The organism is Gammaproteobacteria bacterium, assembly GCA_009845905.1.
In the GTDB taxonomy this organism is placed as follows: domain Bacteria; phylum Pseudomonadota; class Gammaproteobacteria; order Steroidobacterales; family Foliamicaceae; genus Foliamicus.
The window spans coordinates 1-24826 of record VXYS01000009.1; the positions used below are offsets into that span (position 1 = coordinate 1).

Annotated in this window: 22 protein-coding genes and 3 tRNA genes; 3 read left to right on the plus strand and 22 right to left on the minus strand. The window is 67.7% G+C overall.

All coding sequences use genetic code 11. The annotated features are described in order from the left end of the window. Positions 1 to 115: 115 nt before the first annotated feature. From F4036_07525 to F4036_07535, 3 genes are all read right to left on the minus strand, one after another. A tRNA-Thr gene (locus tag F4036_07525) sits at positions 116 to 188 on the minus strand. Positions 189 to 208: 20 nt separating this feature from the next. Then, positions 209 to 282 (minus strand) — tRNA-Gly (locus F4036_07530). Positions 283 to 358: 76 nt separating this feature from the next. Further along, positions 359 to 440, minus strand: a tRNA-Tyr gene (locus tag F4036_07535). Between the two features lie 250 nt (positions 441 to 690). Between F4036_07535 and F4036_07540 the strand changes: the two genes are divergently transcribed. Genes F4036_07540 through F4036_07550 form a run of 3 tightly spaced genes read left to right on the plus strand, consistent with a single transcriptional unit; the run spans position 691 to position 6155 of the window. Next, complete coding sequence (locus F4036_07540) at positions 691 to 1809, plus strand: efflux RND transporter periplasmic adaptor subunit (protein MYK37586.1); 1119 nt, start codon at positions 691 to 693, stop codon at positions 1807 to 1809. A gap of 15 nt (positions 1810 to 1824) precedes the next feature. Further along, positions 1825 to 4989 (plus strand): efflux RND transporter permease subunit, encoded by a 3165-nt coding sequence (locus F4036_07545; protein MYK37587.1) that lies wholly within the window; start codon positions 1825 to 1827, stop codon positions 4987 to 4989. A gap of 38 nt (positions 4990 to 5027) precedes the next feature. Next, entirely contained in the window at positions 5028 to 6155 is a 1128-nt protein-coding gene (locus F4036_07550; protein ID MYK37588.1) for an isovaleryl-CoA dehydrogenase, read from the plus strand. 211 nt (positions 6156 to 6366) lie between these two features. On the opposite strand, the gene F4036_07555 is transcribed toward F4036_07550, so the two are convergent. The 19 genes from F4036_07555 to F4036_07645 all read right to left on the minus strand — a co-directional run bounded on the left by F4036_07555 (position 6367) and on the right by F4036_07645 (position 24792). Further along, on the minus strand, positions 6367 to 7542 hold the full coding sequence (locus F4036_07555) for an aromatic ring-hydroxylating dioxygenase subunit alpha (GenBank protein MYK37589.1): 1176 nt from the start codon (positions 7540 to 7542) through the stop codon (positions 6367 to 6369). 147 nt (positions 7543 to 7689) lie between these two features. Then, positions 7690 to 8295: a hypothetical protein gene (locus F4036_07560; protein ID MYK37590.1), complete on the minus strand. Its 606-nt coding sequence runs from the start codon at positions 8293 to 8295 to the stop codon at positions 7690 to 7692. Between the two features lie 9 nt (positions 8296 to 8304). After that, a complete protein-coding gene (locus F4036_07565; GenBank protein ID MYK37591.1) occupies positions 8305 to 9000 on the minus strand; it encodes a site-2 protease family protein in 696 nt (231 codons plus the stop codon). Between the two features lie 49 nt (positions 9001 to 9049). Next, the gene (locus tag F4036_07570; GenBank protein ID MYK37592.1) at positions 9050 to 10258 is read right to left on the minus strand and encodes a DUF4340 domain-containing protein; all 1209 of its coding nucleotides are present in this window, start codon (positions 10256 to 10258) and stop codon (positions 9050 to 9052) included. Continuing rightward, the gene (locus F4036_07575; protein ID MYK37593.1) at positions 10153 to 12135 is read right to left on the minus strand and encodes an ABC transporter; all 1983 of its coding nucleotides are present in this window, start codon (positions 12133 to 12135) and stop codon (positions 10153 to 10155) included. Before F4036_07575 ends, F4036_07570 begins: the two co-directional genes overlap by 106 nt. Before the next feature lie 13 nt (positions 12136 to 12148). Further along, positions 12149 to 12883, minus strand: coding sequence for an ABC transporter permease subunit (locus F4036_07580; protein MYK37594.1), 735 nt, complete (start codon positions 12881 to 12883; stop codon positions 12149 to 12151). Continuing rightward, positions 12880 to 13626, minus strand: a complete 747-nt coding sequence (locus tag F4036_07585) for an ATP-binding cassette domain-containing protein (protein MYK37595.1) — start codon at positions 13624 to 13626, stop codon at positions 12880 to 12882. The genes F4036_07580 and F4036_07585 overlap by 4 nt, the downstream gene beginning before the upstream one ends. A 218-nt stretch (positions 13627 to 13844) precedes the next feature. Continuing rightward, positions 13845 to 14687 (minus strand): class I SAM-dependent methyltransferase, encoded by an 843-nt coding sequence (locus tag F4036_07590; protein MYK37596.1) that lies wholly within the window; start codon positions 14685 to 14687, stop codon positions 13845 to 13847. A gap of 207 nt (positions 14688 to 14894) precedes the next feature. Further along, positions 14895 to 15224, minus strand: coding sequence for a hypothetical protein (locus tag F4036_07595; protein ID MYK37597.1), 330 nt, complete (start codon positions 15222 to 15224; stop codon positions 14895 to 14897). Positions 15225 to 15254: 30 nt separating this feature from the next. Beyond that, complete coding sequence (locus F4036_07600; GenBank protein MYK37598.1) at positions 15255 to 15923, minus strand: rhomboid family intramembrane serine protease; 669 nt, start codon at positions 15921 to 15923, stop codon at positions 15255 to 15257. 27 nt (positions 15924 to 15950) lie between these two features. Further along, a complete protein-coding gene (locus tag F4036_07605) occupies positions 15951 to 16685 on the minus strand; it encodes a M48 family metallopeptidase (GenBank protein ID MYK37599.1) in 735 nt (244 codons plus the stop codon). 38 nt (positions 16686 to 16723) lie between these two features. Then, positions 16724 to 17770 carry a lipoyl synthase gene (gene lipA / locus F4036_07610; protein MYK37600.1) on the minus strand — a complete coding sequence of 349 codons (1047 nt, stop codon included), beginning with the start codon at positions 17768 to 17770 and terminating at the stop codon, positions 16724 to 16726. Continuing rightward, positions 17767 to 18384 carry a methylated-DNA--[protein]-cysteine S-methyltransferase gene (locus F4036_07615; protein ID MYK37601.1) on the minus strand — a complete coding sequence of 206 codons (618 nt, stop codon included), beginning with the start codon at positions 18382 to 18384 and terminating at the stop codon, positions 17767 to 17769. The genes lipA and F4036_07615 overlap by 4 nt, the downstream gene beginning before the upstream one ends. A gap of 35 nt (positions 18385 to 18419) precedes the next feature. Further along, positions 18420 to 19793, minus strand: coding sequence for a protein BatD (locus F4036_07620; GenBank protein MYK37602.1), 1374 nt, complete (start codon positions 19791 to 19793; stop codon positions 18420 to 18422). Further along, complete coding sequence (locus F4036_07625; GenBank protein MYK37603.1) at positions 19787 to 21397, minus strand: VWA domain-containing protein; 1611 nt, start codon at positions 21395 to 21397, stop codon at positions 19787 to 19789. The genes F4036_07620 and F4036_07625 overlap by 7 nt, the downstream gene beginning before the upstream one ends. 11 nt (positions 21398 to 21408) lie before the next feature. Continuing rightward, positions 21409 to 22368, minus strand: coding sequence for a VWA domain-containing protein (locus F4036_07630; GenBank protein MYK37604.1), 960 nt, complete (start codon positions 22366 to 22368; stop codon positions 21409 to 21411). A 2-nt stretch (positions 22369 to 22370) separates the two neighbouring features. Then, positions 22371 to 22844 (minus strand): DUF4381 domain-containing protein, encoded by a 474-nt coding sequence (locus tag F4036_07635; protein MYK37605.1) that lies wholly within the window; start codon positions 22842 to 22844, stop codon positions 22371 to 22373. After that, the gene (locus tag F4036_07640) at positions 22841 to 23797 is read right to left on the minus strand and encodes a DUF58 domain-containing protein (GenBank protein ID MYK37606.1); all 957 of its coding nucleotides are present in this window, start codon (positions 23795 to 23797) and stop codon (positions 22841 to 22843) included. The genes F4036_07635 and F4036_07640 overlap by 4 nt, the downstream gene beginning before the upstream one ends. Then, the gene (locus F4036_07645) at positions 23797 to 24792 is read right to left on the minus strand and encodes a MoxR family ATPase (GenBank protein ID MYK37607.1); all 996 of its coding nucleotides are present in this window, start codon (positions 24790 to 24792) and stop codon (positions 23797 to 23799) included. Before F4036_07645 ends, F4036_07640 begins: the two co-directional genes overlap by 1 nt. Positions 24793 to 24826 lie beyond the last annotated feature (34 nt).

A 24826-nucleotide genomic window follows, 5' to 3' on the forward strand; every position in this document is an offset into this window, starting at 1 on the left:
CAATCGTCCCCACGTTCACATGCGGCTTGGTACGCTCAAATTTCGCCTTGGCCATGACTTCTCCTTTCCGGATCGCGCGCGCCCGCGCGTAGCGTGTTGATCAGGTTGCAAAAAAAGCCCACAACCGGACTTGAACCGGTGACCTCTTCCTTACCAAGGAAGTGCTCTACCGACTGAGCTATGTGGGCGACGTATACCCCCTTCCGTTTGGAGCGGACGATGGGAATTGAACCCACATCATCAGCTTGGAAGGCTGAGGTTCTACCATTGAACTACGCCCGCAATGCTCCGCAAGCCCTGTTGTGTCCATTCCCGGCCGGGTACTCAAGAGATCCAGGGGAGCCACCACCTCGCAAACTGGAGGGGGTAGGATTCGAACCTACGAAGGCTGAGCCAGCAGATTTACAGTCTGCCCCCGTTGACCGCTTGGGTACCCCTCCGTGGACGTAACGTCCCATCATGTCACAACGACTTTGCCGATGTCAACCCGCAGCCCGCGTCGATTCTTGCCCCTGCCTGCCGGGAGACGCATGAATCCATCCATGGAGCTTGCTCCGCCATCCCTGGCTCCAATACTCCCTGCAGGCAGGGGCAAGAATCGACGCTCCCGCTGGTGCGCTTCGGTGCGAATCCGGGAGGACGGGCTGGGGCGAATTGGTTTATTGGAATTATGGTGGAAAATAAGGCCCCATGCGACGCATAACCCTTCCGCTGCTGATCGCCATGATCACCGCCGGACTCATCGCCCTGCTGGTGATCACGCGCCCCAGCATGGCGCCGGTCGAGCAGGCGGAAATCCGGTGGCCGGTGCGGGTCGCCGTCGCGCGGTTCCAGGACCTGCGCCCGGTGCTCGAACTGTACGGCGAAATCGTCGCCGGGCGCGAGAGCGAACTCAGGGCGCTGACGCCCGGGCCGATCGCGGTGGTCGGGGAAAACTTCCGGGAAGGCGCCAGGGTCGCGGAAGGCGAACTGCTGGTGCGCGTCGATCCGTTCGACTACGAGATTGCGCTGGCGGAGCAGAGCGCCGCCGCGGCCGAGGCCGAAGCGCAGTTGCGCCTGAAAGAGCAGGACATGGAGCGCATCGAGGCGCTGTACGCCGAGGGCAACGTCTCGGCCCAGCAGCGGGACACCGCGGAACTGGAGCTGGAAATGGCGCGTGCCGGCCTGGAGCGCAGTCAGGCAGCCGCGCGGCGGGCCGAGCGGGACCTGCGCGACACCCGGCTGGTGGCGCCGTACGACGGCGTCCTGGTGGACGTGAACGCCAACCTGGGCAAACAGTTGTCCACCTCGGACCGTGTGGCGCGCATCGTGGACCCGGCGTCGCTGGAGGTGGGATTCCCCCTTTCCAACGAACAGTATGGCCGGCTGATGTCCGAGGGAAGCCTGATGGGCCGGCCGGCGCGGATCTTCTGGAAGGTCGGCGAAGTCGAACTGGAATACGGCGCGCGGATTGAACGGCTGGGCGGCGAGATCGCCGCGGCCAGCGGCGGCGTGCGGGTCTTCGCGGAATTGCTCGACACCTCGATCGACACCCCGCTCCGCCCCGGCGCCTTCGTGCGGATCGAACTCGACGACCGGCTCTATCCCGCCGTCGCGGCGATCCCGGAGACCGCGCTGTACGGCGAGGACCAGGTGTTCGTGGTCGAGAGCGGGCGGCTGAAGTCCCGGCTTGTCGAACTGCACGGCTACGACGGCGAATTGATGTTGCTGGGCAGGGCACAGGAGAATGCGCTCAGGGACGGCGAGCAGGTGGTCATCACCCAGCTCCGCGAAGCCGGCGAGAACGCCCGGGCGGTGGTCGTCGAGTAATCGGACCGAACCGATATGGCCGCCAACCGCATGCTCGTCTTCTTCGCTCGCCACAAGGTGGCCGGCAACCTGCTGATGGCGCTGATGATCCTGTTCGGGCTGCTGGGACTCACTCAGCTCAACCGCCAGCTCATGCCCGATTTCACGCTGGAACAGATCCAGATCGACATCACCTGGCCCGGCGCCAGCACCCAGGACATCGAGTCGAACGTGATCGAGCCCATGGAACGCGAGTTCATGCTTCTGGACAACCTGGACCGGGTCTATGCCACCTCCTTCGAGGGACGCGCCGTGGTCCAGCTGGACTTCGATTACGGCAGCAACATGGCCAAGGCCCTCACCGACGTGCAGTCGGCGGTGGCGCGGGTGGCGACCTTCCCCCAGGAAATGGAACGCCCCATAGTCCGGCTGCTGACGCCCACCGAGGTCATTTGCAATATCGAGATTTCCGGCCCGTTCACGGAGAGCGCGCTGAAGGCGTACGCCTGGGAAATCCGCAACGCCCTGCTGCAGCGGGGCGTCAGTTCGATCCGCATGAGCGGCCTGCGCAAGAGCGAGCTTCGGGTGGAAGTGCCCGCGGAGACCCTGCGGCGGCTTGACCTGACGCTGGAGGACATCGCCCAGCGCATCGCGCGCTCCAGCCTCGACCTGCCCGGCGGGACGCTCGATACCGACCGCATCTCGCGCCAGATTCGCAGCGAACGGCGGGCCCGCACGGCGGCCGAACTCGGCGAACTGGAAGTCCTTTCCAACGAGTCCGGCGAACGGCTGCAATTGAAGGACATCGCGCGGATCCACGAAACTGCGGCCGACGGCGAGGTGGCCCGGAAGGTCGGAGAGCATGCCTCGATAAACATGAACGTCAGGCGCAGCCGCGGCGTGGATTCGATGCTGGCGCAGCAGGGGGTTGAGTCGTACCTGGACGAATTCCGCGCCACCGCTCCCGCCAGCCTCAAGGTGGAACTGTTCGACGTCTTCGCCGACCAGGTGACCCAGCGCGTGAACATGCTGCTGGTCAACGGCGCCGGCGGGCTGCTGCTGGTGCTGGCGGTGCTTTACATATTCCTGGGCGGACGGCCGGCCTTCTGGGTCGCCATCGGCATCCCGATCTCGTTCCTCGCGGCGATGGCCGGCATGGCGGCCATCGGACTGAGCCTCAACATGATCAGCATGTTCGCGCTGATCATGGGCATCGGCATCATCGTCGACGACGCCATCGTGGTGTCCGAACACGCCGGCACCCTCTACAACGCTGGCGTACCGGGAGGCGAGGCCGCCGAACGTGCGGCGCGCGTCATGTTTCCGCCGGTTCTGGCCGCGTCGCTCACCACGCTGGCGGCATTCCTGCCGATACTGCTGGTCCAGGAGGAAGTGGGCAGCGTCGTCAAGGAACTTCCGCTCACGCTGGGCTTCGTAATTGCAGCCAGCCTTGTGGAGTGCTTCCTGGTGTTGCCCATGCACCTGCGCACGGCGTTGACCAAGCAGGGCAAGCCGGCGCCCTGGCGCATCCGCTTCGACGAGGGCTTCGCGCGCTTCCGCCGGGGCGCGTTCAGCCGCTTGCTCAAGACGGCGCTGCGGCAACGCTACGCGAGCGTGACCACCGCGATTTGCCTGTTCCTTCTGTCGATCACGATGATGACCACCGGAAGATTGGGTTTCGACTTCTTCCCGGCGCCGGAATCCGACCTGGTGTTCGCCAATTTCTCCTTCACCCCCGGGGCCCCGCGGCGCGAATCCGAAGTCATGGTGGCCGAACTCGGCAGGTCATCGCGGGCCGCCGAGCGCAGTCTCGGCTATGCGCCCGGCGATTTGATCGCCTTCGGCGTGGGCTCGGTGGCCACGCGCGATCCCGGCGTGGGGAACGCGCCGCTGGAGGTCAGCGCCGACCACCTGGGCGTGTATACGCTCGAACTGGCGCCCGGCGATACGCGCGAGGTGCGCAACGAGGCGTTCATCGAGGCATGGAAGCGCGAGGTCACGCGTTCTCCCGGCGTCGAAAAACTCATTTTCTTCTCCCGGCAGGTGGCGGGGCCGCCGGGCAATGACGTGGAACTGAGCCTCTCCGGCGCCAGCCTGGAGGACATGAAGGCGGCCGCCGTCTATGCGGCCGGATGGCTGTCGGCGGTACCGGGCGTGGACTCGGTGGACGACGACCTGCCGCGCGGCAAGCAGGAAGTCCTGCTGGAGATCACGCCGGCCGGAGAAGCCATGGGATTCAGCGCGGCCGAGGTCGCGCGCCAGGTGCGCAACGCCTACGAAGGGGCGCTGGCCGACCGGGTTCCGCGCGACGAGGAAGAACTGCGGGTGCTGGTGAAGCTGCCGGAAGCGGGACCGGGCGAGGCCGGCCTGCGCAGTCTTTACCTGCGCTCCCGCTCGGGCGTGGAAGCGCCGCTGACCGAAGTCGTGGACCTGCGCCAGCGGGTGGGCTTCTCCCAGATCCGGCGCACCGACGGAGTGCGCCAGGTCACGGTGTCGGCCGACATCAACCCCACGATGACGACCAGCGGGCAGGTGATACGCGCCATGCAGGAACAGGGCGTCATGCGCACGATACGGGAACGGTATGGCGTCGCGATCAACTTTCTGGGACGCGCCGAGCAGCAGCAGATGGCGCTGGAGGACTTCCAGATGGCGGCGATGGTGGCCCTCGGCAGCATCTACATCGTGCTGGCCTGGGTGTTCGCCCGCTACGCAATGCCGCTGGTGGTGATGAGCGTGATTCCCTTCGGACTGGTGGGGGCGATCCTGGGCCACCTGGCGTTCGGCTTCAACCTGAGCATGTTCAGCCTGGTTGCCCTGCTGGGGCTGGCCGGCGTGCTCGTGAACGACTCGATCATCCTGGTATCGGCCGTGCAGCGCCACCGCGACGAGGGCGAGTCGATGATGGATGCGCTGGTGCACGGCGCGCAGGAGCGCCTGCGGCCGGTGCTGATGACCAGCATGACCACGATCGTGGGCGTTACGCCCATCCTTTTCGAAGGCAGCCTTCAGGCGCAACTGGTGCAGCCGCTGGCGATCACGCTGGTGTTCGGACTGGCGCTGGCGCCGCCGCTGGTGCTGGTATACGTGCCCTGCGTCATGGCGATCGGCGGCGACCTGAGCAGGCGCTCCCGCGCCCGCCGCACGCGCCGGCAACCGCGCGTCTCGCTGGGCGGGAGGGCGTCCTCGCCCTCCACGTAACGCAGCCTTTGCCGCCAGGGCGTCTTGAATACGTCGTGATGATCGAGGAGATGCGCGAAGTTGTCGCGCGCTGGGTGGCGGACCGGCTGGCGCCGCGGGCCGCGCAGATCGATTCCGACAATGAATTTCCGCGCGATCTCTGGCCTGAGCTGGGCGAACTGGGGGTCCTGGGCATTACGGCGGAGGAGGAGTTCGGCGGCGCCGGGCTGGGCTATCTCGCCCATTGCGTGGTCATGGAGGAGATTTCCCGCGGTTCCGGCTCGGTAGGGCTGTCCTACGGCGCGCATTCGAATCTCTGCGTCAACCAGATCAGCCTGCACGGCACCCGCGCGCAGAAAGCGAAATATCTTCCCCGGCTGATTTCGGGAGAGCACGTGGGGGCGCTGGCCATGTCCGAGGCGGGCGCGGGCTCCGACGTCATGTCGATGAAGCTGCGGGCCGAAAGAAAGCCGGACCACTTCCTCCTCAACGGCAACAAGATGTGGATCACCAACGGACCCGTGGCCGAAACCTTCGTCGTCTATGCCAGGACGGATCCGGATGCGGGCTCCCACGGCCTGTCCGCGTTTATCGTGGAGAGAGGCTTTGATGGATTCTCGACCGGACCGAAGCTGGACAAGCTCGGCATGCGCGGCTCCGACACCTGCGAGCTCGTGTTCGAAAACTGCGCCGTGCCCGAGGAGAACCTGCTCGGGGAAATCAACGAGGGCGTCGGGATCCTGATGTCGGGACTGGACTACGAACGCGCGATACTGGCCGCCGGGTCCGTCGGCATCATGCAGGCCTGCCTGGACGTGGCGGTGCCGTATACGCGCGAACGCAGGCAGTTCGGCGAGCCCATAGGTTCCTTTCAGCTCGTGCAGGGCAAGCTGGCGGACATGTACGCGGCGACCGGCGCCTGCCGCGCCTATGCGTATGAAGTCGCCAGCGCCTGCGACCGCGGCGACGCGTCACGAAAGGACGCCGCCGCCTGCATTCTGTTCGTATCCGAGAGGGCCACTCGCGTCGCGCTGGACGCGATCCAGCTACTGGGAGGCAGCGGCTACGTCAACGAGTATCCGACCGGGCGCCTGCTGCGCGACGCCAAGCTCTACGAGATCGGCGCCGGCACCTCCGAAATCCGCCGCATGCTGATCGGCCGCGAACTCTTCGAAGCCGCCAGCTAAAGCCCCGCGACCGCCCACTAAAGCCCTTCGTTCGTCCCCCTCCTCGTGGGAGCGTTGGAGCAGGGACAGCGAGAAACGAGCCAGGGATGGCGTCTCCAACGAGGAGGGGGACGAACGAAGGGCGAGGAAGCGCGAACAGCGGAACCGAGCCAGGATGGCGCCTCCCCAGAAGGGGTGACGCAGAAAAGGGCGAGGGCCGAGGCCCGGCTGTTTAGGCGCCGACGGCGCGCAGGGGTTGGGCGGTGGGCCTGGGCTCCACTAACGGCACCGGGTCCAGCACCCAGGCCTGCGACTTGCGCCGCGCCGGCGACGGAATCGCATAGACCACGTTGCGTTTCGCCCGCATGCGCTTGAGCTCGTCGGCGTCGATGCGCCAGCCCATGTCGTCCCACTGCTGCAGGCGCTCCCGGTAAAGCCAGATCACCTTGTCGGCCGGCATCAGCAACTCGCGGGTGCTGCGTTCGGCCGGCGTGCACACCGGGTCGAGCTTCTCGATCACCGTGCGGTCCTGCTCGGCGATCGCGAAGTTGCGCTTGTCCATGTTGTCGTCGGCGATCTTCAGGAACCACTTGTTCTTGGGGATCATGCAGTTGCGCATGGACACCAGGAAGGTGTGCAGGTAGTGCTCGTCCACCGGAGTCTCCCAGACGTACTGGTGGAACCACTTGGTGGGCGTGAGGTGGATGTAGGTGTAGAGGCCGTTCGGTCCGTGGTGGCCGGAGCCCGCGTCCAGCGGACCGTCGTAGTTGCGGATCCTCTTCATCAGCCAGTTCTTGAGCGGCGGCGACTGGAAAGTGTGCATGAACTCGAACCCATGGTCATGGTGATCGATCCGCAACTCGTTGACCTTGTACTCCGCGCGCTCGCCGGAGTAGCCGTGGGTGGGATGCACGAATTCGTTGTGGGCCGGGTCCAGGCCGTTCTCCACCGCGCGCTCGTAATTGGCGTTCCAGTGGTAGTCCATCGTGTTGGCCCGCCAGCCGTCCTTGCCCCACTCGGGAATCGGCATGATGGGCGGACGCTCCTCTTCCGGCAGGTCGCCGAGGAACACGAAGATCAGGCCGTAGCGCTCCTCTGTGGGATAGCCGTCCACCTGGCCGCGCGGCGGCACCTTCTTGCGGCCTTCGGGACCGAGCGAGGGGATGCTTACGCAGCGTCCGCTGCCGTCGTACTGCCAGCCGTGATAGGGGCACTGCACGCAGTCGCCCATGACCTTGCCGCCGGACAGCGCCGCCCCGCGGTGGATACAGGTGTCACTGAGACAATGCGCCTTGCCTTTGGAGTCGCGGAACAGCACGAATTCGTGGCTGAGCATGCGAACGCGAATCGGCTTGTCGGCAGTGAGCTTTTCGGAACGCTCCGCGGCGTACCAGAAATTGATATACATGATCTGCCTCCTCAAAGAAGGTCGGGTATCTGATTGTAGCGCAGCCCGCGCAGGGGGAAATTCGCCCTTTTCGCGGTTTTCGGATTCACCGGGTCGTTGCCGCCCACGGCCGCGCGTTCCGCCGTGTACCTTCCAGTATCGGCGGTGTCATATCTTCTCGAAGATCACAACAACGCGAAACCGGTGATTCGTGCTCTTGACCATCCCGATCAGGCCGACAATGCGCCATTGGTCTTTCCGATACATCGGCAGCACCTGGTCCAGCCACACGACATGCGTTCCCGCCGATGCCTTCCGCCCGAGGGCGCGCATCACCAGATTGCGCTTCACCATCGTGGGCTGATAGTGGTCCGCATCCTCTATGGAGTAGGGTGGATCGGCAAGAATCAGATCGTATTGGTCAACGGGAACGCCCGCCAGCTTTTGCGCGTCGTCAAGATAGGTCGGCTCGAGATCCGGATTCAGGTCCACGGTATCGCCCGGAAGAACGGACAGGTCCACCCGCCCCGAGAACAGGTGAAGGACCTTTTGCTTTTCCGGGAAAAGGGCCTTGATCCGCCTCAGATACCCGGCGGGATAACCGCCGTAGTAGCCACTGCGAACCTGGTAGTTGTTGCCCATGATCCACATACCAAGCAAGCGCCCGTCTTCCCCTATGTACAGACTTTGGGGAAAGGGCAGCGCCGCGTAATGATTGATACGATCTTCGATCGTTGTCGTCAGGTCCTCATCACGGGAAGGCGGGGTCTGCACAGGCCGCTCTCAGAAGTGGCCGGCCAGCAGCAGGACCAGTTGCCGGATCGATCGCGTAACGGGAATGATGACGGTCTGGAAAATGCTCCAGTTCCTGCCCATCTGGGCGCCCAGCCAGGGCAGCACGAACAACAGCAGCAGCAGGATCGCGAACCCGTGCCGCTCCAGGCGCGCCAGGGGCGCCGCCAGCGAGTTCGGCAACAGTCCCACGGCCACCCGGCCGCCGTCCAGAGGCGGCAGGGGCAGCATGTTGAAGACGGCCAGCAGCACGTTGAAGTAGATGGCCATCTGCAGCACGTCCACCAGCCAGGCGTCGAGGGCGGAGGTCAGCGGCCCGCCGGCGGCGTGCAGCAGCAGGGCGGCGACCCAGGCCTGCAGCAGGTTGCACGCCGGACCCGCCGCCGCCACCTTCACCATGTCGATGCGCGGATTGCGCAGGCGGTGGAAGGCCACAGGAACCGGCTTGGCGTAGCCGAACATGAAGCTGCCGCCGGACAGGGCCAGCAGGATCAGGGGCATGGCCACGGTGCCGATCGGGTCGATGTGGCGCAGGGGATTGATGGAAATGCGGCCCAGTCGCTGGGCCGTGTCGTCGCCGAGCTTCAGCGCCGCGTAGCCGTGCGCGGCCTCGTGCAGCGTGATGGCGAGCAGCAGTGGGACGATCCAGATGGACAGTCCATAGATCAGGTTTCCGAGCGAGTCCATTGTTCCGGGCGAGTCCATCTGCGCTTCCCTGCCGGAAGTCTATACGCGCCTAGTCTTCCCTGAGCAGATCGTCCATTTTCTTGAACCATTGATCGCTCTTGTAGCCGGGAAGCTCGTAGGCCCATCCCGCCAGTGCGGCGTTCAGTTCGCCGGCCCGCTCCTCGGCCGTAACGGGCGACGTCTCCGGCACCACGTCCCCGGCGCTGACGGCCGGCTCTTCCTGATCGGCAGCTTCAGCGGCGCCGGCGCTGAACAGCACCCAGTAGCGCGGGTCGGCGTCGTCTCCGGCAGCCCCGTCGTCCCCCGCTTCGACCGGCGGTTCTTCGCGCACGTCCAGCTCCAGCTCCAGCCCTTCGAAGGTCTCGTACAAAGCGCGGACCGCGCGCGGCAGGGCGGCCACTTCCGCGGCCGGGCGCACGTCGTTGGCCTCGACGTTGGCCAGGGCGCCGGCGATGCTGTTGGCCACGCTGCCGTAGCTCAGCTCCCTTCCCTCGGGAATGTCCCGGGGCGTGAAGTTGATGTCGTCCCGGTCCTCCTTGGCGATCTCCAGCCGGTCGCCTTCGCCGCGGTCCAGCTCTACCCGGCGCACTTCTCCGGAACCGAGATCGATGATGTCCCGGGCCACCCAGTCGCGCGTCTCGTCGGAAAGGCTCAGTTCGGCGCTCACCATCCAGCTCTGCTCCTCGCCGGCGGTGCGGATGTAGATCATTCCCGCGCCGGCCCGGTTGCCCAGGATGAAACGGTCCTCCGGGCGACTGCCGCCGTAGCCGAGTTCGAACAGGTAGCCGCCGGCGTCCGGATCGCTGACGTCCTCGACGCCGATCCGCGGGTAGAACTCGGACAGCGCGGTCTTCCTCTCCACCCGGCGGGCCTCGGACAGCGCGAGCAGGCTGCCCCGGAAGCGTTCGAAGTCCACCGGGTGCCCGCCCCTCTCGGCCACTCCCCAGCCCCGATCGGAACGTTCGATGGTGGCTACGACCTCGTTGCCGGCGCGCGTTACCCGCAACGATTCCAGTTCGCCCAGCCGGTCGGCCAGGCCCGGCGCATGCAGCGCGCCGAGCGAGTCGTCGCTCGGGAAGTCCAGCCGCGTCAGGAGCAGGACCCCCACCAGCACGGCGCCGACGACGCCCAGAACGACGAGCGAGCGCCGGGTCACGATCCGCGCCCTTTCCGGCCGCGGCGGCGCAGGAGGGCCACGGCCAGTCCGCCGACGCCGATCAGCAGCGGAATCAGCCCGATATTGATGACCTTGAGAAATGCGCCCAGGCGCTGGATGCTGGAGTCGAGGTTGCGGCGGACTTCGCGCAGCTCGCGGCGTATGCGCAGGCGCTCGTCGGTGAACTTCTCCAGCTCCGCTTCCTGCTCCGGCGTGAGGCTGAGGGCGAACTGGTCATCGCGCGCTTCCTGCAGCTCCGCCAGGCGGTTCTCCGTGCTGACCAGTTCCTGCTGCAACCGGTCCTCGGTGAGCCGGAATTGCGCTTCCGCCTCGAGACGCAACTCGTCGACTCGGTCGAAGGGCCGGGAAAAGGCGGCCCTTCCGCGCAGACTCATGAGATCGGAACTTCCGGCCAGCTGATCCAGGGCGTTGACGACAAAGTCGCCGTTGCTGGCGAAAGCGGTCACCAGGCGCTGGCCGAAAAGGCTTTGCGCCTGCGCCCACATCCGATCCGATAACAGGTCGGTGTCCGCCACCACGATGAGTTGCACTTCGCCCTCGGCAATATGCTCCGGTAACTCCGGTTCGTCCCCTTCGCCCTCCCCGGAAGACCCTGGGAGCGAGGGCGTCTCGCCCTCTCCCATCGCTTCCGCAAACGGGTTCGCTTCGTCCTCCTCGCCCTCCGCCTCATCCACCGGCGCCTCGGGCCGCCCTTCCGGAAAGGCGCTGGCCACCGTGCCGCTCAGCCTGGCCGCAAAGGTCACGGCCTCGCCCTGCGGGTTGAATCCGGACCACAGGCTGTTGATGTCGGGCGTGAAGGCCAGCAGGTTGGGATCCAGAAACCCGGCGTCGGAACTCGAGCGGACCAGGGGCACGACCTCAAGGGCGGCCTCCTCGCTCGCCTTGAGGTAGCCGGCGAATCCCAGGTTCAGCACGTCCAGTTCGGCGGTCACGACCTCGCCGGAGTCCGTTTCCGCCAGGTCCACGCCGATATAGGCTGGATGGCGGGCCAGGGTGCCGTCGACCTCGCTGACCCGCAGCGCGTAGCGGCCGTCCCCGACCACCGTTTCCGCGGGCATTTCCAGGCCCCAATGGCCGAGCAGGAATTCCAGGTTGGACGAACGGTCGGCGGGCATGCCGGCCATCGGGCCGCCGGGTGGGCTCGCGGGATCGGCCTCGGCCAGGGGATCGATGAAGACCAGCGCCCGGCCGCCGCGGAACAGGTACTGTTCGAACGCGTACAACTGCCGGGGCGTGGCGCCCTTGGGATGCACGAGCATCAGTACATCCAGCTCCCCGTCGATCTCGTCCTCGATAAGGTCGAGGTACCTGAGATCGAACAGATCGCTGATCTGGGACGTGATGATCCAGGGTTCCGTCACGGCAGTCTGCATCGGATCGAAGCCGCCGGCCAGGGGCAGGCTGCTCACCAGGCCCACTACCGGTTCGTCGGAGCGCGACAGCGAATGGACCAGCTTGGCGAGGTCGTACTCGAGGAACTGCTCGCGCTGCGGATCCATGAAGGCGATGAACTCCTCGTCGCCGACGGCGTTCGAGCCCGCCACGCCGAAGTACAGCGGATCGTCGCTGATCTGAAGGCGCACGGCCTGCAGGCCGAAGGCCGCGGCGCGGTCCTCGTCCTCGGAAAACGGCGCGGGATCGATGACGCTCACATCCAGCCGGCCGTCCGAATGGGCTTCGAATTCGTTGAGCATGTCCTCCACGCGGTCCGCCCAGGCGCGCAGGCCTGGGCTGTCGGACAGTCCGCCGCGGGAAATGAAAAAGTACAGCCGCACCGGTTCGGGAATGCCCTCCAGCACACTTCGCGTGCCTTCCGACAGCGTGTAGAGGCCGGCCTCGGTGAGGTCCAGGCGCGCTCCGCGGAATACGACGTTGACCAGCGCCACGGCGGCCAGGAACACCAGCAGCAGGACTCCGAGTCCGAGCTGCCCGTATCGCGGTCTGATGCCCTGGGTCATTCGTCTGTCGTCCCTAATTCCCTCTTCCCAGGTCGAGGACGATGGCGTTGGCGTAGAGGAAGGCTGCGATCACGAGCAGGAAATACAGGATGTCCCGGGCATCCAGCACGCCCTTGCTGATCGCGTTGAAATGCGTGAGGAAGCCCAGCGAGGCGATCGTGTCCACCAGCACGTCGGGCGCCCAGCCGGCGAACGCGTCCAGGACCAGCGGGAAGCCGGCCAGCAGGAACCCGAAGCAGACGACGACCGTCGTGACGAACGCCACCACCTGGCTGCGGCAGGCGGCGGAAATGCAGGCGCCGATCGCCAGGTAGGCGCCGGCCATCAGGACACTGCCGCAGTAGGCGGCGAGGATCACGCCGTTGTCCGGATCGCCGAGATAGTTGACCGTGATCCAGGTGGGGAAGGTGAGCGCCAGCGCCACTGCGATAAAGCACCAGGCGGCCAGGAACTTGCCCAGCACCGCCTGCCAGGGCGCGACCGGCAGCGTCATCAGGAGTTCCACGCTGCCCGACTGCCGTTCCTCGGCCCAAAGGCGCATGGAAACGGCCGGCGCCAGCACCAGGTGCAGCCAGGGATGAAAGCCGAAAAACGGCGTGAGGTCGGCCTGTTCGCGCTCGAAGAAATTGCCCAGATAGAACGTGAACACGCCGCTCAGCGCCACGAAGATCACGATGAAGACATAGGCGACCGGAGTCGCGAAGTAGGCGCGCAGCTCGCGGCGGGCAATGGTCCGCACGTGGCTCATGACCGCTCCCGAGTCGCGCCGGCCCGCGACTCGCCGGTGGTGATCCGGCGGAACACGTGGTCGAGGCGGTTGCTGTCCGACTGCGCGGCCAGCGCCGCGGGGCTGTCGTCGGCGACGATGCGCCCGGCGGCGATGATGATGGCGCGGCTGCACACCGCCTCGACTTCCTCGAGTATGTGGGTGGAGATCACGACGATCTTGTCGCTGGACATGCCGCGAATGAGTTCGCGCACTTCGTGCTTCTGGTTCGGGTCCAGGCCGTCGGTCGGTTCGTCGAGCAGCAGCACCGGTGGGTCGTGAAGGATGGCCTGGGCCAGGCCGACGCGGCGGCGGAATCCCTTCGACAGGGTCTCGATCCGCTGATCGAGCACCGATTCCAGTTGCAGCAGCCCCGTCACCTCGCCGACGCGTTGCGCGCGCCGCTCGCCCTCGAGCCCGCGCACGTCGGCGATGAAGTCGAGGAATGCGCGCGGCGTCATTTCGCCCCACAGCGGCGCTCCCTCGGGCAGGTAGCCGAAGGTTTTCCGGGCGGCGATGGTCTGGGTCAGCAGGTCGAACCCGTGCACCTGCACGCTGCCGGAGGTGGGCGCCAGGTAGCCCGCGCACATGCGCATGGTGGTGGTCTTGCCGGCGCCGTTGGGACCGAGCAGGCCGACGATCTCCCCCGGCGCTATCGTGAAGGAGATTCCGTCAACCGCTCTGATCGCGCCGTAGTGTTTGCTCAGCGACTCCGCACGAATCATGGCCGCGGTATTTTAGAGCTTCGATCCCGCCGTGTGCCGTAGCGGCTTGGACTTCGGCGATTACCTGACGGGCTCACGTTCTAGCGTCTTCGTTCGCCCCATGCCCGCCAGGAGCGTCGGCGGCAGGAGCCGCCGCCGAGCCCCAGGGATGGGTTCATGCGTCTCCGGGCGGGCATGGGGCGAACGAAGACGCGGCGCCCCGGCGAACGAACGTGCTATCAGGCTTCGGGTTTGCGGAAGCGCAGCGTGTAGCGGTCGCTCTCGCCGATCTCCACGTATTTCTCGCGGTCCTCGTCGCCCAGGCGCAACGTGGGCGGAAGCGTCCAGACGCCTTCGGGGTGATCGCGCGTGTCCCTGGGGTTGGCGTTGATCTCGGACTTCGCTTCCAGCACGAAGCCGGCCTTCTCGGCCAGTGCGATCGTGTATTCCTCGGTCACGTAGCCGGACTCGGCCTTCGGATCCTGTTCGCTGCCCGGCGTGCCGCGGTGTTCGACGATTCCCAGAATACCGCCAGGCTTGAGGGCATCGTAGAAACCCTGCATGACCTCGTCCTGAAAGTCGCGGGACATCCAGTTGTGGACGTTGCGGAACGTCAGCACCATATCCACGGGTTCCGGCGCCAGCGCCATATTGCCCGTGTACATCTCGGTGATCTGGGCGTTGCCGTAGGCCTCGGGATTGGCTTCCAGCTTGGCTTTGTAGGCGTCACGTGCCCGATTGAAGAACTCCATATCGGTGCCGCCCGGGAAATGCGCTCCATAGAACTGCCCTTTTTCGGCGACGAAGGGTGCAATGATCTCGGTGTACCAACCGCCGGAAGGCCAGATCTCCACCACGCTGGAGTCGGGCTGAAGCCCCAAGAATTTCAGGGTCTCGGCAGGATTGCGCGCGCCGTCGCGTGACGAATTCGGCACGCCGCTGCGGCTGGCGCCGCGATGATCGCCGGCGAGCACGGCGGCCATGGCGGAATCCCAGGAAGCGCCCGCATCCTCGGCCGGCGCCAGGGCCGGAGCGGTAATGAAAACAAAGGCCGCTGCAGCGGCAATAACGGATCGGTTCATGTTCGGATCTCCAGTTTCAGGAAGTCACTACTTTCAAGCGGCGCAGGCCCGAACCACGCGCGGGCGCAACGCCATTCACAGTTGCGGAAGTGGGCCGGACCCCGCACCGGCAAGCAGCCCGTGAACCGGACCGCCATGCGCGAAGGACGTCCCCTTCCCCTTGTCGTGCCGCATGGGCGATCCCCGCCCATGCGAGCGCGGAATCAATCAGCCGGCAGCTTCCTCGCCGCCTTCGTCACCGCCTTCGTCGCCGGCATCGGCTTCGTCGGCGCCATTGTCACCAGCGTCGTCACCGTCTTCAGCGCCTTCGGCGTTTTCGGCGCCTTCGGCGCCTTCATCGGCTCCGGCTTCGGACATCGCGTCGCCGGCATCGGCTTCTTCGGCCGGCATGGCCTCGGCCGGCGCCGCTTCCTCGGCGGGCATGCTCTCGGCCGCGGCGCCGTTATCCGCCGCAGCGTCGTCGCCCGACGGAGCGCCCCCTCCACAAGCCGCCAGCGCCAGGGCCGCGGATAAAAGTACCAGGTTCAAACGGACCATGGTGTTCCTCCAGAGTTTTTCCTCAAGAAATCAAAGCCGCGCTTTGCGACGCGGCATAAACAAGCCTACCAGAATCAGTCCGGAAATAAAGCCGCCGATGTGGGCGAAAAACGCCACACCGCCCTGTCCCGGCTGAATCATCGCGCTGGAAGCCAGTTGAAAAAGGAACCAGATGCCCAGCACCATCCACGCGGGCACGCGCATCGTGTAGAAGACGATGAACAGCGGAACCAGCACCCGGACCCGGGCGTGCGGATAAAGCCGCATATAGGCGCCCAGCACTCCGGATATGGCGCCGCTGGCGCCGATCATCGGAATCATGGACGTGGTCTCGGAAACCGTCTGCACCAGGGCCGCCGCCACGCCGCAGAGAAGGTAGAAGGCGACGAAGCGCCCCCGGCCGAGCGCATCCTCCACGTTGTCGCCGAAGATCCACAGGTACAACAGGTTGCCTCCCAGGTGCAGCCAGCCGCCGTGCAGAAACATCGAGGTGAAGACGGTGGCCCAGGCCGGCGCCCACTCGAGCTGCGGCGGCAGAAGAGCGCCGTGAACCAGGCGCGCGGGAATGAGTCCGAAGGCGTAGACCGCTGCGTTGCCGGCCTGCAGTTGCCACAGAAAGGCCAGCAGGATGGCGCCCAGCAGCGCGTAACTTACGACCGGCGTGCGGCTGGTCCTGTTTTCATCGCTCAGCGGAATCATTCCGCGGGCTTTTCGCGGCGGCGCCGCTTATTCGCAAACGGGACGCACGCCCCGGCCCTGGGCGGCGTTATACCGTTCCAGTGCCGCGCTCATCCGGCCAATCAGGTTGCCCATGCGGTCCTCGGGGGCCGGATGCGTGGACAGGAACTGCGGCGGGCGCACGCTGCCCGCCTTGTCGTCCATGTTCTTCCAGAGGTTGACGCTGGCGCGCGGATCGAACCCCGCATCGGCCATGTACAGCAGGCCGATATCGTCGGCCTCGCGCTCGTGCTTGCGGCTGAACGGCAGGGTCAGGCCGATCTGCGCGATCGCCTGCATGTCCTGCTGCGGCACGCGCATCGCGGCCCCGGCGACCGCCGCCGCGCCGGTGGTCATCATCCCCCGGTTGACCTGCGCAACCTGGTGCTCGCGCGTGACGTGGGCGATTTCATGCCCGATCACCGCGGCAAGCTGGTCCTGGTCCTGAGCCACGTCAAGGATGCCGTTGAACACGCCGATCTTCCCGCCTGGCATGGCGAAGGCGTTGGCGTCGGGCAGGTCGAACACTTCGATTTCCCAGGCGCGGCTGGCGTAGGGCTCCTCGACCACCCGCAGCACCGCCTGCGCCACGCAGAATATGTAGGCGCGCTCGGCCGGGTCCTGCGAGATCGGCATCTGCCGGCGCATCTGCTGAAATTGCGTGTTGGCTTCCACGCGCAGCGACGACTCGCTGACGCAGCCCACCGCGGCCAGGGCCAGAACAAATACTGCCAGTTTTTTCATTTGCTGCTCCTTCTCCGCGTCTCGGGGCCAGTGCCGTGTCAGACACTGCACTGGGAGAGCGCGGGATTCATCGATTGCAATTCCACCCCTGCATTGTTTCCCATCAAGGCGCGCTCGGCCCGGTAACTCGAACGCACCAGCGGCCCGGCCACGACCTCGGTGAAGCCCGCGGCCAATCCGTACTCGCGCCAGTCGGCAAATTCCTCGGGCGGCACGTAACGCTCCACCGGCAGATGGTGCCGGGTGGGACGCAGGTACTGCCCCAGCGTCAGCAGCGACGCGCCCTGCAGACGCAGGTCGCGCATGGTGCGGGCGATCTCGTCCGGGCGCTCGCCCAGACCCAGCATGATGCCGGACTTGGTCAGGATGCCGTCGCCGTGACGGGCGGCGGCTCTCAGCACCTTCAGCGACTGATCGTAGCCTGCTCGCGGATCGCGCACTCGCGATGTCAGGCGGCGAACGGTTTCGACGTTATGGGCGAATACCGCGGGCTTCGCTGCGAGCACCGTGCGCACGGCCTCCTCGCTGCCGCGAAAATCCGGAGTCAGCACTTCCACGGCCGTCTTCGGACTGCGGCGGCGGATGGCGCGAACGCAGCTTGCGAAATGCGATGCGCCGCCGTCGGGCAGGTCGTCGCGGTCAACCGAGGTCAGCACGACATAGCCGAGGTCCATGATGCGAACGGTCTCGGCGGCGTTGTCCGGCTCCTCGGCGTCGAGCCAGCCGGAGGGATTGCCCGTGTCCACCGCGCAAAAACGGCAGGCGCGCGTGCAGACGCCGCCCATCACCATCAGCGTGGCCGTGCCGGCGTTCCAGCATTCGCCGATGTTGGGACAATGCGATTCCTCGCATACGGTGGCCAGCCGATGCTCCCGCATCAGGCCCTTAAGACGCAGATACCGCGACCCCGACGGCAGCTGCGCCCGCAGCCAGCGCGGTTTGCGCCCGGCGCGGTCCGGCTCCGGGGCTGCGCGCCGCTTCATGCCGTTTCTGACGGCGCTGAATCCCTGTGGCGTGCGGTATTTCTCGCCGCTTACCACCGGTATCGCGGCCAGGGCATTGTGCGCGCCGCCGGTGAAGGTCATGCGGCGGCGATTCCCTCGGCGGCCAGCAGACGGCGTTTTCGGCTGAGGCCGCCGCCGTAGCCGCACAGGCCGCCGTCACCGGCCACGATTCGATGGCAGGGCACCAGCCAGGCAACGGGATTGGCGTTCATTGCCCCGCCCACGGCCCGCGAGGCGCCGGGCTTGCGAACGCGTTGGGCAAGCCCGCCGTACGACTCGGTGCTGCCGGCGGGGACCCCAAGCAGCGCCTTCCAGACGGCCAGCTGGAACGCCGTTCCGCGCAACAGCACGTCCACCGAACCGCCGCCGGAGGAAAACAGGCCGTCCGCCCGACCCTGCGCCCACTCGTCGTCGCGCTCAAGACGGGCTCCGGGCCAGCGCCGCGCCAGCCGTTGCCATTGCCGATTCTCGGCCTCGTCGGCTTCGAGGGCGGGACGGCCGCGAGGGTCATGCCCTCGCTCCCGGGCATCGACGTACCCGACGCGGCACAGCGCGCCGTCCACCTCCGCCAGCATCAGCCTGCCGAGCGGGCTGGAGGCGAACCCCGCGGTCAGCGAGCGGCCCCGTGCGGGCGTCCGGTCGCGGTCTTCAAGGCGGGCTCGAACAGTGGGAGGAACGATATCGATCTTGCGCATGGCGATTACTTCGGAAAACGAATGCTCGCTCAAGTTTAGCCGCTTTCGGCCGCGCTCCCCGGCCAAAGCGGCGGAAGCCTGCTTTCGCCCGGTTCCGTGCGCGTCGCGAGGGACGGCGGACGGCGCGCAGCCCGCAGCAGCACTTCGGCATTCCAGTCCGGGCTGCCCGGCCCGTACACAGCTGCGGACAGGCGCCGGCATTCGGTTTCGGCCGGTTCGCCGAAGCGCCGGCCCAGTTCGCCCAGGTCGCGCGGAGCGTCGCCGGACCACCAGGCCCGCGCCCAGGCCAGCAGGGCCTCCTCGACCTGCCGGGCGTCATTCCTCCGACACGCTGCGGCAAGCGCCTTCAGGGGGCCCGCCACGGCATCCCGGCGGCGGGAGTCGCGGTCCAGGGCCGACTTGATCCTCCGGCGCAGCCGGCGGCCCGCGCCAAGACGGTGCGTAATCCACCATGCGATTCCGGTGAGGAACCAGCCCAGCGCCAGCAGCGGCGCCAGCCAGTCGGCGGGGCCAACGGGTTCCCGCGGCGATTCGTCCGGCTGAAGGACGTCCTGCCCGATCGGCGCCTGCGCCTGCAGGACGCGCCGGGGCAATTCGGAAGTTTCCCAGCTCTCGGTCGTGGTATTCCACCAATTCAGCCGGATGGCCGGCAGCACGACGTCGCCGGCGCGCAGGGCGAGCAGCGCCGCGCGCTGCCGGCGCACGCCCACCAGCCCGCCCGCGGTAACGGTGTCCTCGAACCGGGCGCGTTCGACAAAGTGACGGAAATTCGGGCCGTCGCCGGGCCGGAGTTCGGGTATCTGGCGCGCGGGCTGGCCCTCCACCCGCACCCCCAGCAGCCGGATCAGCGGCTCGCCCGCGACCAGCTCGCCCGGCTCGCGCTCGAACTCCTCCCACACGGTCACATCGCTCGCCGCCAGCCAACGGCCGGCGGGGGGCGACGGCACGGCCCGCACCACGAATCGTTCCGGCCCGGCATCCGGGACGAAACTGCGCGTGCGGAACCCGAAATCCTCGCCGATCCATTGCAGGCTCGCGGGCTGAAGCAGCATTTCACCCGTCGACTGGGGATACAGCGCATAGCGCCGCTCCAGCACCAGCGAATCGGCGTCTTCCGAGCGGAAGTTGTACTGCCGGTCGTTTCCGAGCTGCTCGATGAGCGCCTCGCCCTGGAGCAGCACGGGGTCGTTCAGCCGCCGGATGCGCCCGAAGCGGCGGGCGCCCGCGGTACGGAAAACGCGCACCGTGTAGAGCACCTGCGAGCGTTCCCAGGGGCTGCGGGAACTGATCTCGGCACGCACGACGAACGGGTTCTCCGCGGCCGGAGCCTGCGCCTTCGCGCTCAGCAGCGGCAATGCCGCGATCGCCAGGAGCGGCATTGCCGCGCGCAGCAGCCCCAGCCCTACCATGGCTCGGCCTCGCCGCCCGGCCACAGGGGATTGCCGTCCTGGTCCACGCCTTCGGCCCTGTACTGACGCAGGAACTTGCGCCTCAACAGCCCGCCGGGATCGTCAGGGACCTGCAGCAGCCAGCTCTGCGAGCTTTCCGGGAGCATCTCTCCCTCGGGAAGCTCCGTGTCGCCGGCCAGCGGCAGTGTCTGCTGCTCGCGCTCGGCCTGGTCGGCCGGATCCTCCAGCGCCTCCTCCGGTGGCTGGGCCGCCCGCTCGCTCACCGCCGGCGGCGGGTCGACAAGCTGCTTGAGAACCTCCAGGTTATGGCGCGCGTCGGCGTGGTCGGGCTGATCCAACAGCAGTTCTTCGTAATGGCGAATCGCGGTCTCGATATTGCCGGCCAGGGCCAGGGCCGTGGCCCGGTTGTACCGCGCCGAGACCGCGTTCAGGCCCCGCAGGACTTCCGCGCTCTCAAGAAAGCGGCCCTGGCGGTGCAGGGCGGCGGCACGCCACTCGGGATCGTCGAACAGTTCGGCGGCCCGCGCATATTCGCTGTTCGAGAAAGCGCGCACGCCCTGCTGGTCCGATGTCGTGAACCAGCCGTCCGCGGCATAAGCGCCAAGCGGCATGGCGAAAGCCAACGCCAGGACCCAGCCGCGGCGGAAGGCCAGCGCCGCCAGCGGCAGCAGGAACAGAAGCAACAGCGGGCCCTCGTCGCGCCAGCGCCTGGCCTGCAAACCCTCCCCCCGGCCGCCGTCGCCGGCGCTTCGAGTACGGCCCAGCAAGTCGCGCAAGTCGCCGTTGTCGGCCGTCATCCGCCGGTAGCCGCCCCCGCCCTCGCGCGCCAGCCGCAGCATTTCGTCCTCGTCCGGCCGGCTCACCACAAGGCCCGCCCAGTCGTCGCGCAGAAACCCGCCGCGCATGTCGGGCACCGGAGCGCCTTCGGGTGTGGCGGCGCCCAGGACCAGCAGGCTGTGGCCGTCGGCGCGCAGCGCGCGGGCCGCGTCCACGGCCCTGCGGCCACCGGATCCGTCGGTCACCAGCAGCACCGTTCCGTCGCGGGCGTCCGCCTGGTTCAGCAGGCGGTGGCCCCTGACCAGGGCCGAAGCCACGTCGCTGCCGCGGCTGGGCATCACGTCCGGCGCCAGCACGTCCAGCAGGTTGACCAGCGTGGCCGCGTCGGTCGTGACCGGAGCGACGGTGAAGGCGTGACCGGAAAAGGCCACCAGCCCGTTCTGGCCGGCGGCGCGCATGCGCAGCCCTTCCTTGATCTTCAGCCGGGCGCGGTCCAGGCGGGTGGGCGTCAGGTCGGCCGCCAGCATGGAACGCGACACGTCGAGCACCGCCACCAGCGCATCGCCGCCGCGCACGGCCGTCACCGGCACCTGGCGGTAGGCCGGTCCCGCAAGCGCCAGCAGGCAAAGGGCCAGCGCCAGCGAACAGATCAGCCGCCAGTTCGACCCGGTCCGGGTCCCGCGGCGGTCGATCAGAAACGGCGCCAGCGCGGGATCCAGGACCTTCGCCCACGGCCCCCGGGCGTGCCTGCGCCCGAGCCAAGGCAGCGCGGCCAGCGGCAGCGCCAGCAACCACAGCGGGCGGATCCAGTGCCAGTCGAATTCCACGGGTGCCGCGCCTATGCTCGCCGCGCCCGCCAGGCCAGCGCCAGACCCAGGAGCAGGGCCAGCACCAATGGCGGCAAGTGCGCCGGGCGGCCCGAGCGCAACGCCAGTTCGTCCAGTTCCGCCGGCTCCAGCACGTCCAGCTCCGCGTAGATCTGCTCCAGGCGGCCGGTGGCGGCAGCCCGGAAATAGCGGCCGCCGGTAAGGTCGGCGATGGCCAGCAGGGTTGCCTCGTCGAGTTCCGAGGAAACGCCGGGTTGCGAACCGCGGGACGAACCGATGCCGATCGTGTAGATCTTCAGCCCCGCCTCGCGGGCCAGTTGCGCCGCCTTCAATGGCGTGAGCACCCCGGCGGTGGCGGCGCCGTCGGTCAACAGCACCAGCACCCGGTGCTCGGGCGCGGCGCCTTCGTCCGACATGCGCTTGACGGCCAGCGCAATCGCGTCGCCCAGCGCGGTCTGCCGCCCGGCCAGGCCCACGGAGGATTCATCCAGGAACGCCCTTACCGTGGCGCGGTCGAAGCTCAGCGGCGCCTGCAGATAGGCCTGTCCACCGAACAGGATCAGGCCCACGCGGTCGCCGACGCGCCGCTCGATGAAATCCCCGGCCACGGACTTGATCGCGTTGAGCCTTGACTGGGATCGTCCCGCCAGCCGTGCGTCGCGAACCTCCATGCTTCCCGACAGGTCCACCGCCAGCATCAGGTCGCGCCCGGTGGCCGGGGCCGTCAGCGCGGAATCCAGCAGCAGGGGACGGGCGGCGGCAAACAACAGGCACAGCCACATGAACGCGGCGAGGAGCCAGTCCGGACTGAAGCGCGGCCTGGTTCCGGGCGTCGTTCCGGCGCGCGAAAAGCGGTCGCGCTCCGGCACCTTCAGGGCCTGGCCCGCGCCCCGCCTGAGCGGCGCCACAAGGCGGTACGCGGCCAGCGGGAGGGGCAGCAGGAGCCACGCCCAGGCCCACTCGAAAGCCAGCCTCACGACAAGCTCCCGTTACGGCTGCGCGCGCGCCGGATCCAGGTCGCGGCGCTGCGGACGAAGGCCGCTGCATCCAGCTCGACGCGCTTGCGGTAAGCGCCGTCCACAAGGGCTTCCGCGGGCGCCGGACAGGCGCCCCGGCCGAGTTCCCGCAGGCATTCGATCCACGCCTGTCCGGTCAGGCCGGCGACGTCCGCGCGATCCCGCAGCTTCATCGCGCAGACGCGCAGAAGCACCGAGACGTCCGCGAGCAGGCGGGCCGCGTCGCCATGCCGGGCATAGTCCGCCTCGGCGGATTTGAGCCGCTCCAGCGCCTCGCGTTTCCATGCCGGCAAGCGCCGCAACCACCACAGGGCCGCCGCCAGCAGGACCAGCACGACAAGCCACCAGCCGGGGCGGGGCGGCCACCACGCCGGCGACTGCGGAAGGTGAATGTCGCGCAAGAGAGACGCAAGATCGCCGCTGCCGTTCATCGCGATGATCTCCGCAACCTGGCGCGCGGCCGACGGGTAAAAAGTGGCGGGGCGTAGCGCGGTTCGGCGGGGTCCTCATCGGTACGGAACTGCACGTAGGCGCCGCCGTGTGTGAGGGCAATCTCCGCCAGCGACTGCGACCCGCGCACGAAGTCATCCCGCCAGCGCCGGCGGGCGGCATCCTCGCCGGTATGAAAAACCGCTTCCCCGTTCTCATCACGAACGGCATAGCGTCCGGGCGGCGGCAGGTCGCGATCGAGCGGATCGTGAACGCGCACGATCAGCAGCGGACGGCGGGCCGCCAGCCGCCGCGCGGCATCGATGCATCCTGCTCCCATGAAGTCGCTGACCAGCACCAGGCGGCTGCCGGACGGCGCATGGCGCTGCAACGCGGGAATCGCGTCGATCAGCTCCGCCCGGTCGCCGGCAACGGCCGCGCTCCGGAAGGCGCCGGCCAGCGCGAGGGCGAGACGCTGGGCTCCGCGGCGTCCGGGCAGCGGCGGAGTGATGTCGAAACCCGCCGGCGACAGCACCAGGCCCGACACGCGGTCGCGCGCGGCCACGGCCGCCCAGGCAATCATCATCGCGACCCGCGCCGCCAGCACCGACTTGAACACGCCCACGGTCGCAAAGTGCATGCGTGCGCCGAGGTCCGCGCACACCAGCGTCGGGCGCTCGCTTTCCTCCTGGTAGAGCTTGGTGTAGGGACGGCCGGTACGGGCCGTGGCCTTCCAGTGCATGTGACGCGGATCGTCGCCCGGCTGCCAGGCGCGCACTTCGTCGAACTCCATTCCACGGGCGCGCAGGGGGGCCAGCCTTGCCGGCCCGGAGCGAACGTCGCCGCCGAACTGGAACCAGGACCCGAACGGCGTGTGCCGCAGGGCCAGCAGTTCCGGCAGTCCGATCCAGGTGCGCCCGCGACCGGGAATCGCTCCCGCCGCGCCGTCCTGCACTAGGGCACCGCCACGCAGTCCAGCAGCCGGCTGACGATCTCCTCGGAACTGCGGCCTTCGGCCTCGGCTTCGTAGGTCAGAATGATCCGGTGGCGCAGGACCGGCGGCGCCACCGCCTGAATGTCGCCGGGCGTGACGAAGTCCCGGCCGCGGAGGTAGGCGCGGGCCCGGCTGCAGCGGTCCAGCGCGATCGAGGCGCGCGGGCTGGCGCCGTAGCTCACGAGGCCGGCCAGCTCCTCGTCGTACTTCTCCGGCGTCCGCGTGGCCCGGACCAGTTCGACGATATAGCGCTCGAGTCGCTCGGCCAGGTGCAGTTCGAGCACCCGCGCACGGTCCTTCATGACTTCCTCGACCGAGTAGCCGTCTTCGGCCTTGCTTCCGCCGGTAGCGCCGGCGGACGCTTCCCGGCGAGTGAGCTCCAGTATCCGCTGCTCCTGCTCCGCGCTCGGATAGCTGATCCGGGTCTTCATCAGGAAGCGGTCGAGCTGGGACTCCGGGAGCGGATAGGCGCCCTCCTGCTCGATGGGGTTTTGGGTGGCCATGACCAGGAACGGCTCCGGCAGCGGCCAGCTCTTCTCGGCCACCGTGACCTGCCGCTCCTCCATCGCCTCGAGCAGGGCGGACTGCACCTTGGCCGAGGCGCGGTTGATTTCGTCGGCCAGCACGAGGTTGTGGAATATCGGCCCGGCGCGAAACTCGAACTCGCCGGTCTGCGGCCGGAAAATGTCGGTGCCGGTCAGGTCCGAAGGCAGCAGGTCGGGAGTGAACTGGACCCGGTGGAAGCTGGCCTTGAGGCAACGGCCCAGGACCTTCACCGCCCGCGTCTTGGCCAGCCCCGGCACGCCCTCCACCAGCAGGTGGCCGCCGGCCAGCAGCGCGATGAGCATGTGCTCGATGAACTCCTCCTGGCCCAGCACGTGCGCTTCCATGCGCCGGCGCAGCGCGGCCAGCGGCAGTTGCGCGATTTCCCGCGGCGCGGGTTCGGCCGGTGTCATCTCAATCTGGCCCACAACAAGTCATGCGCGCCCG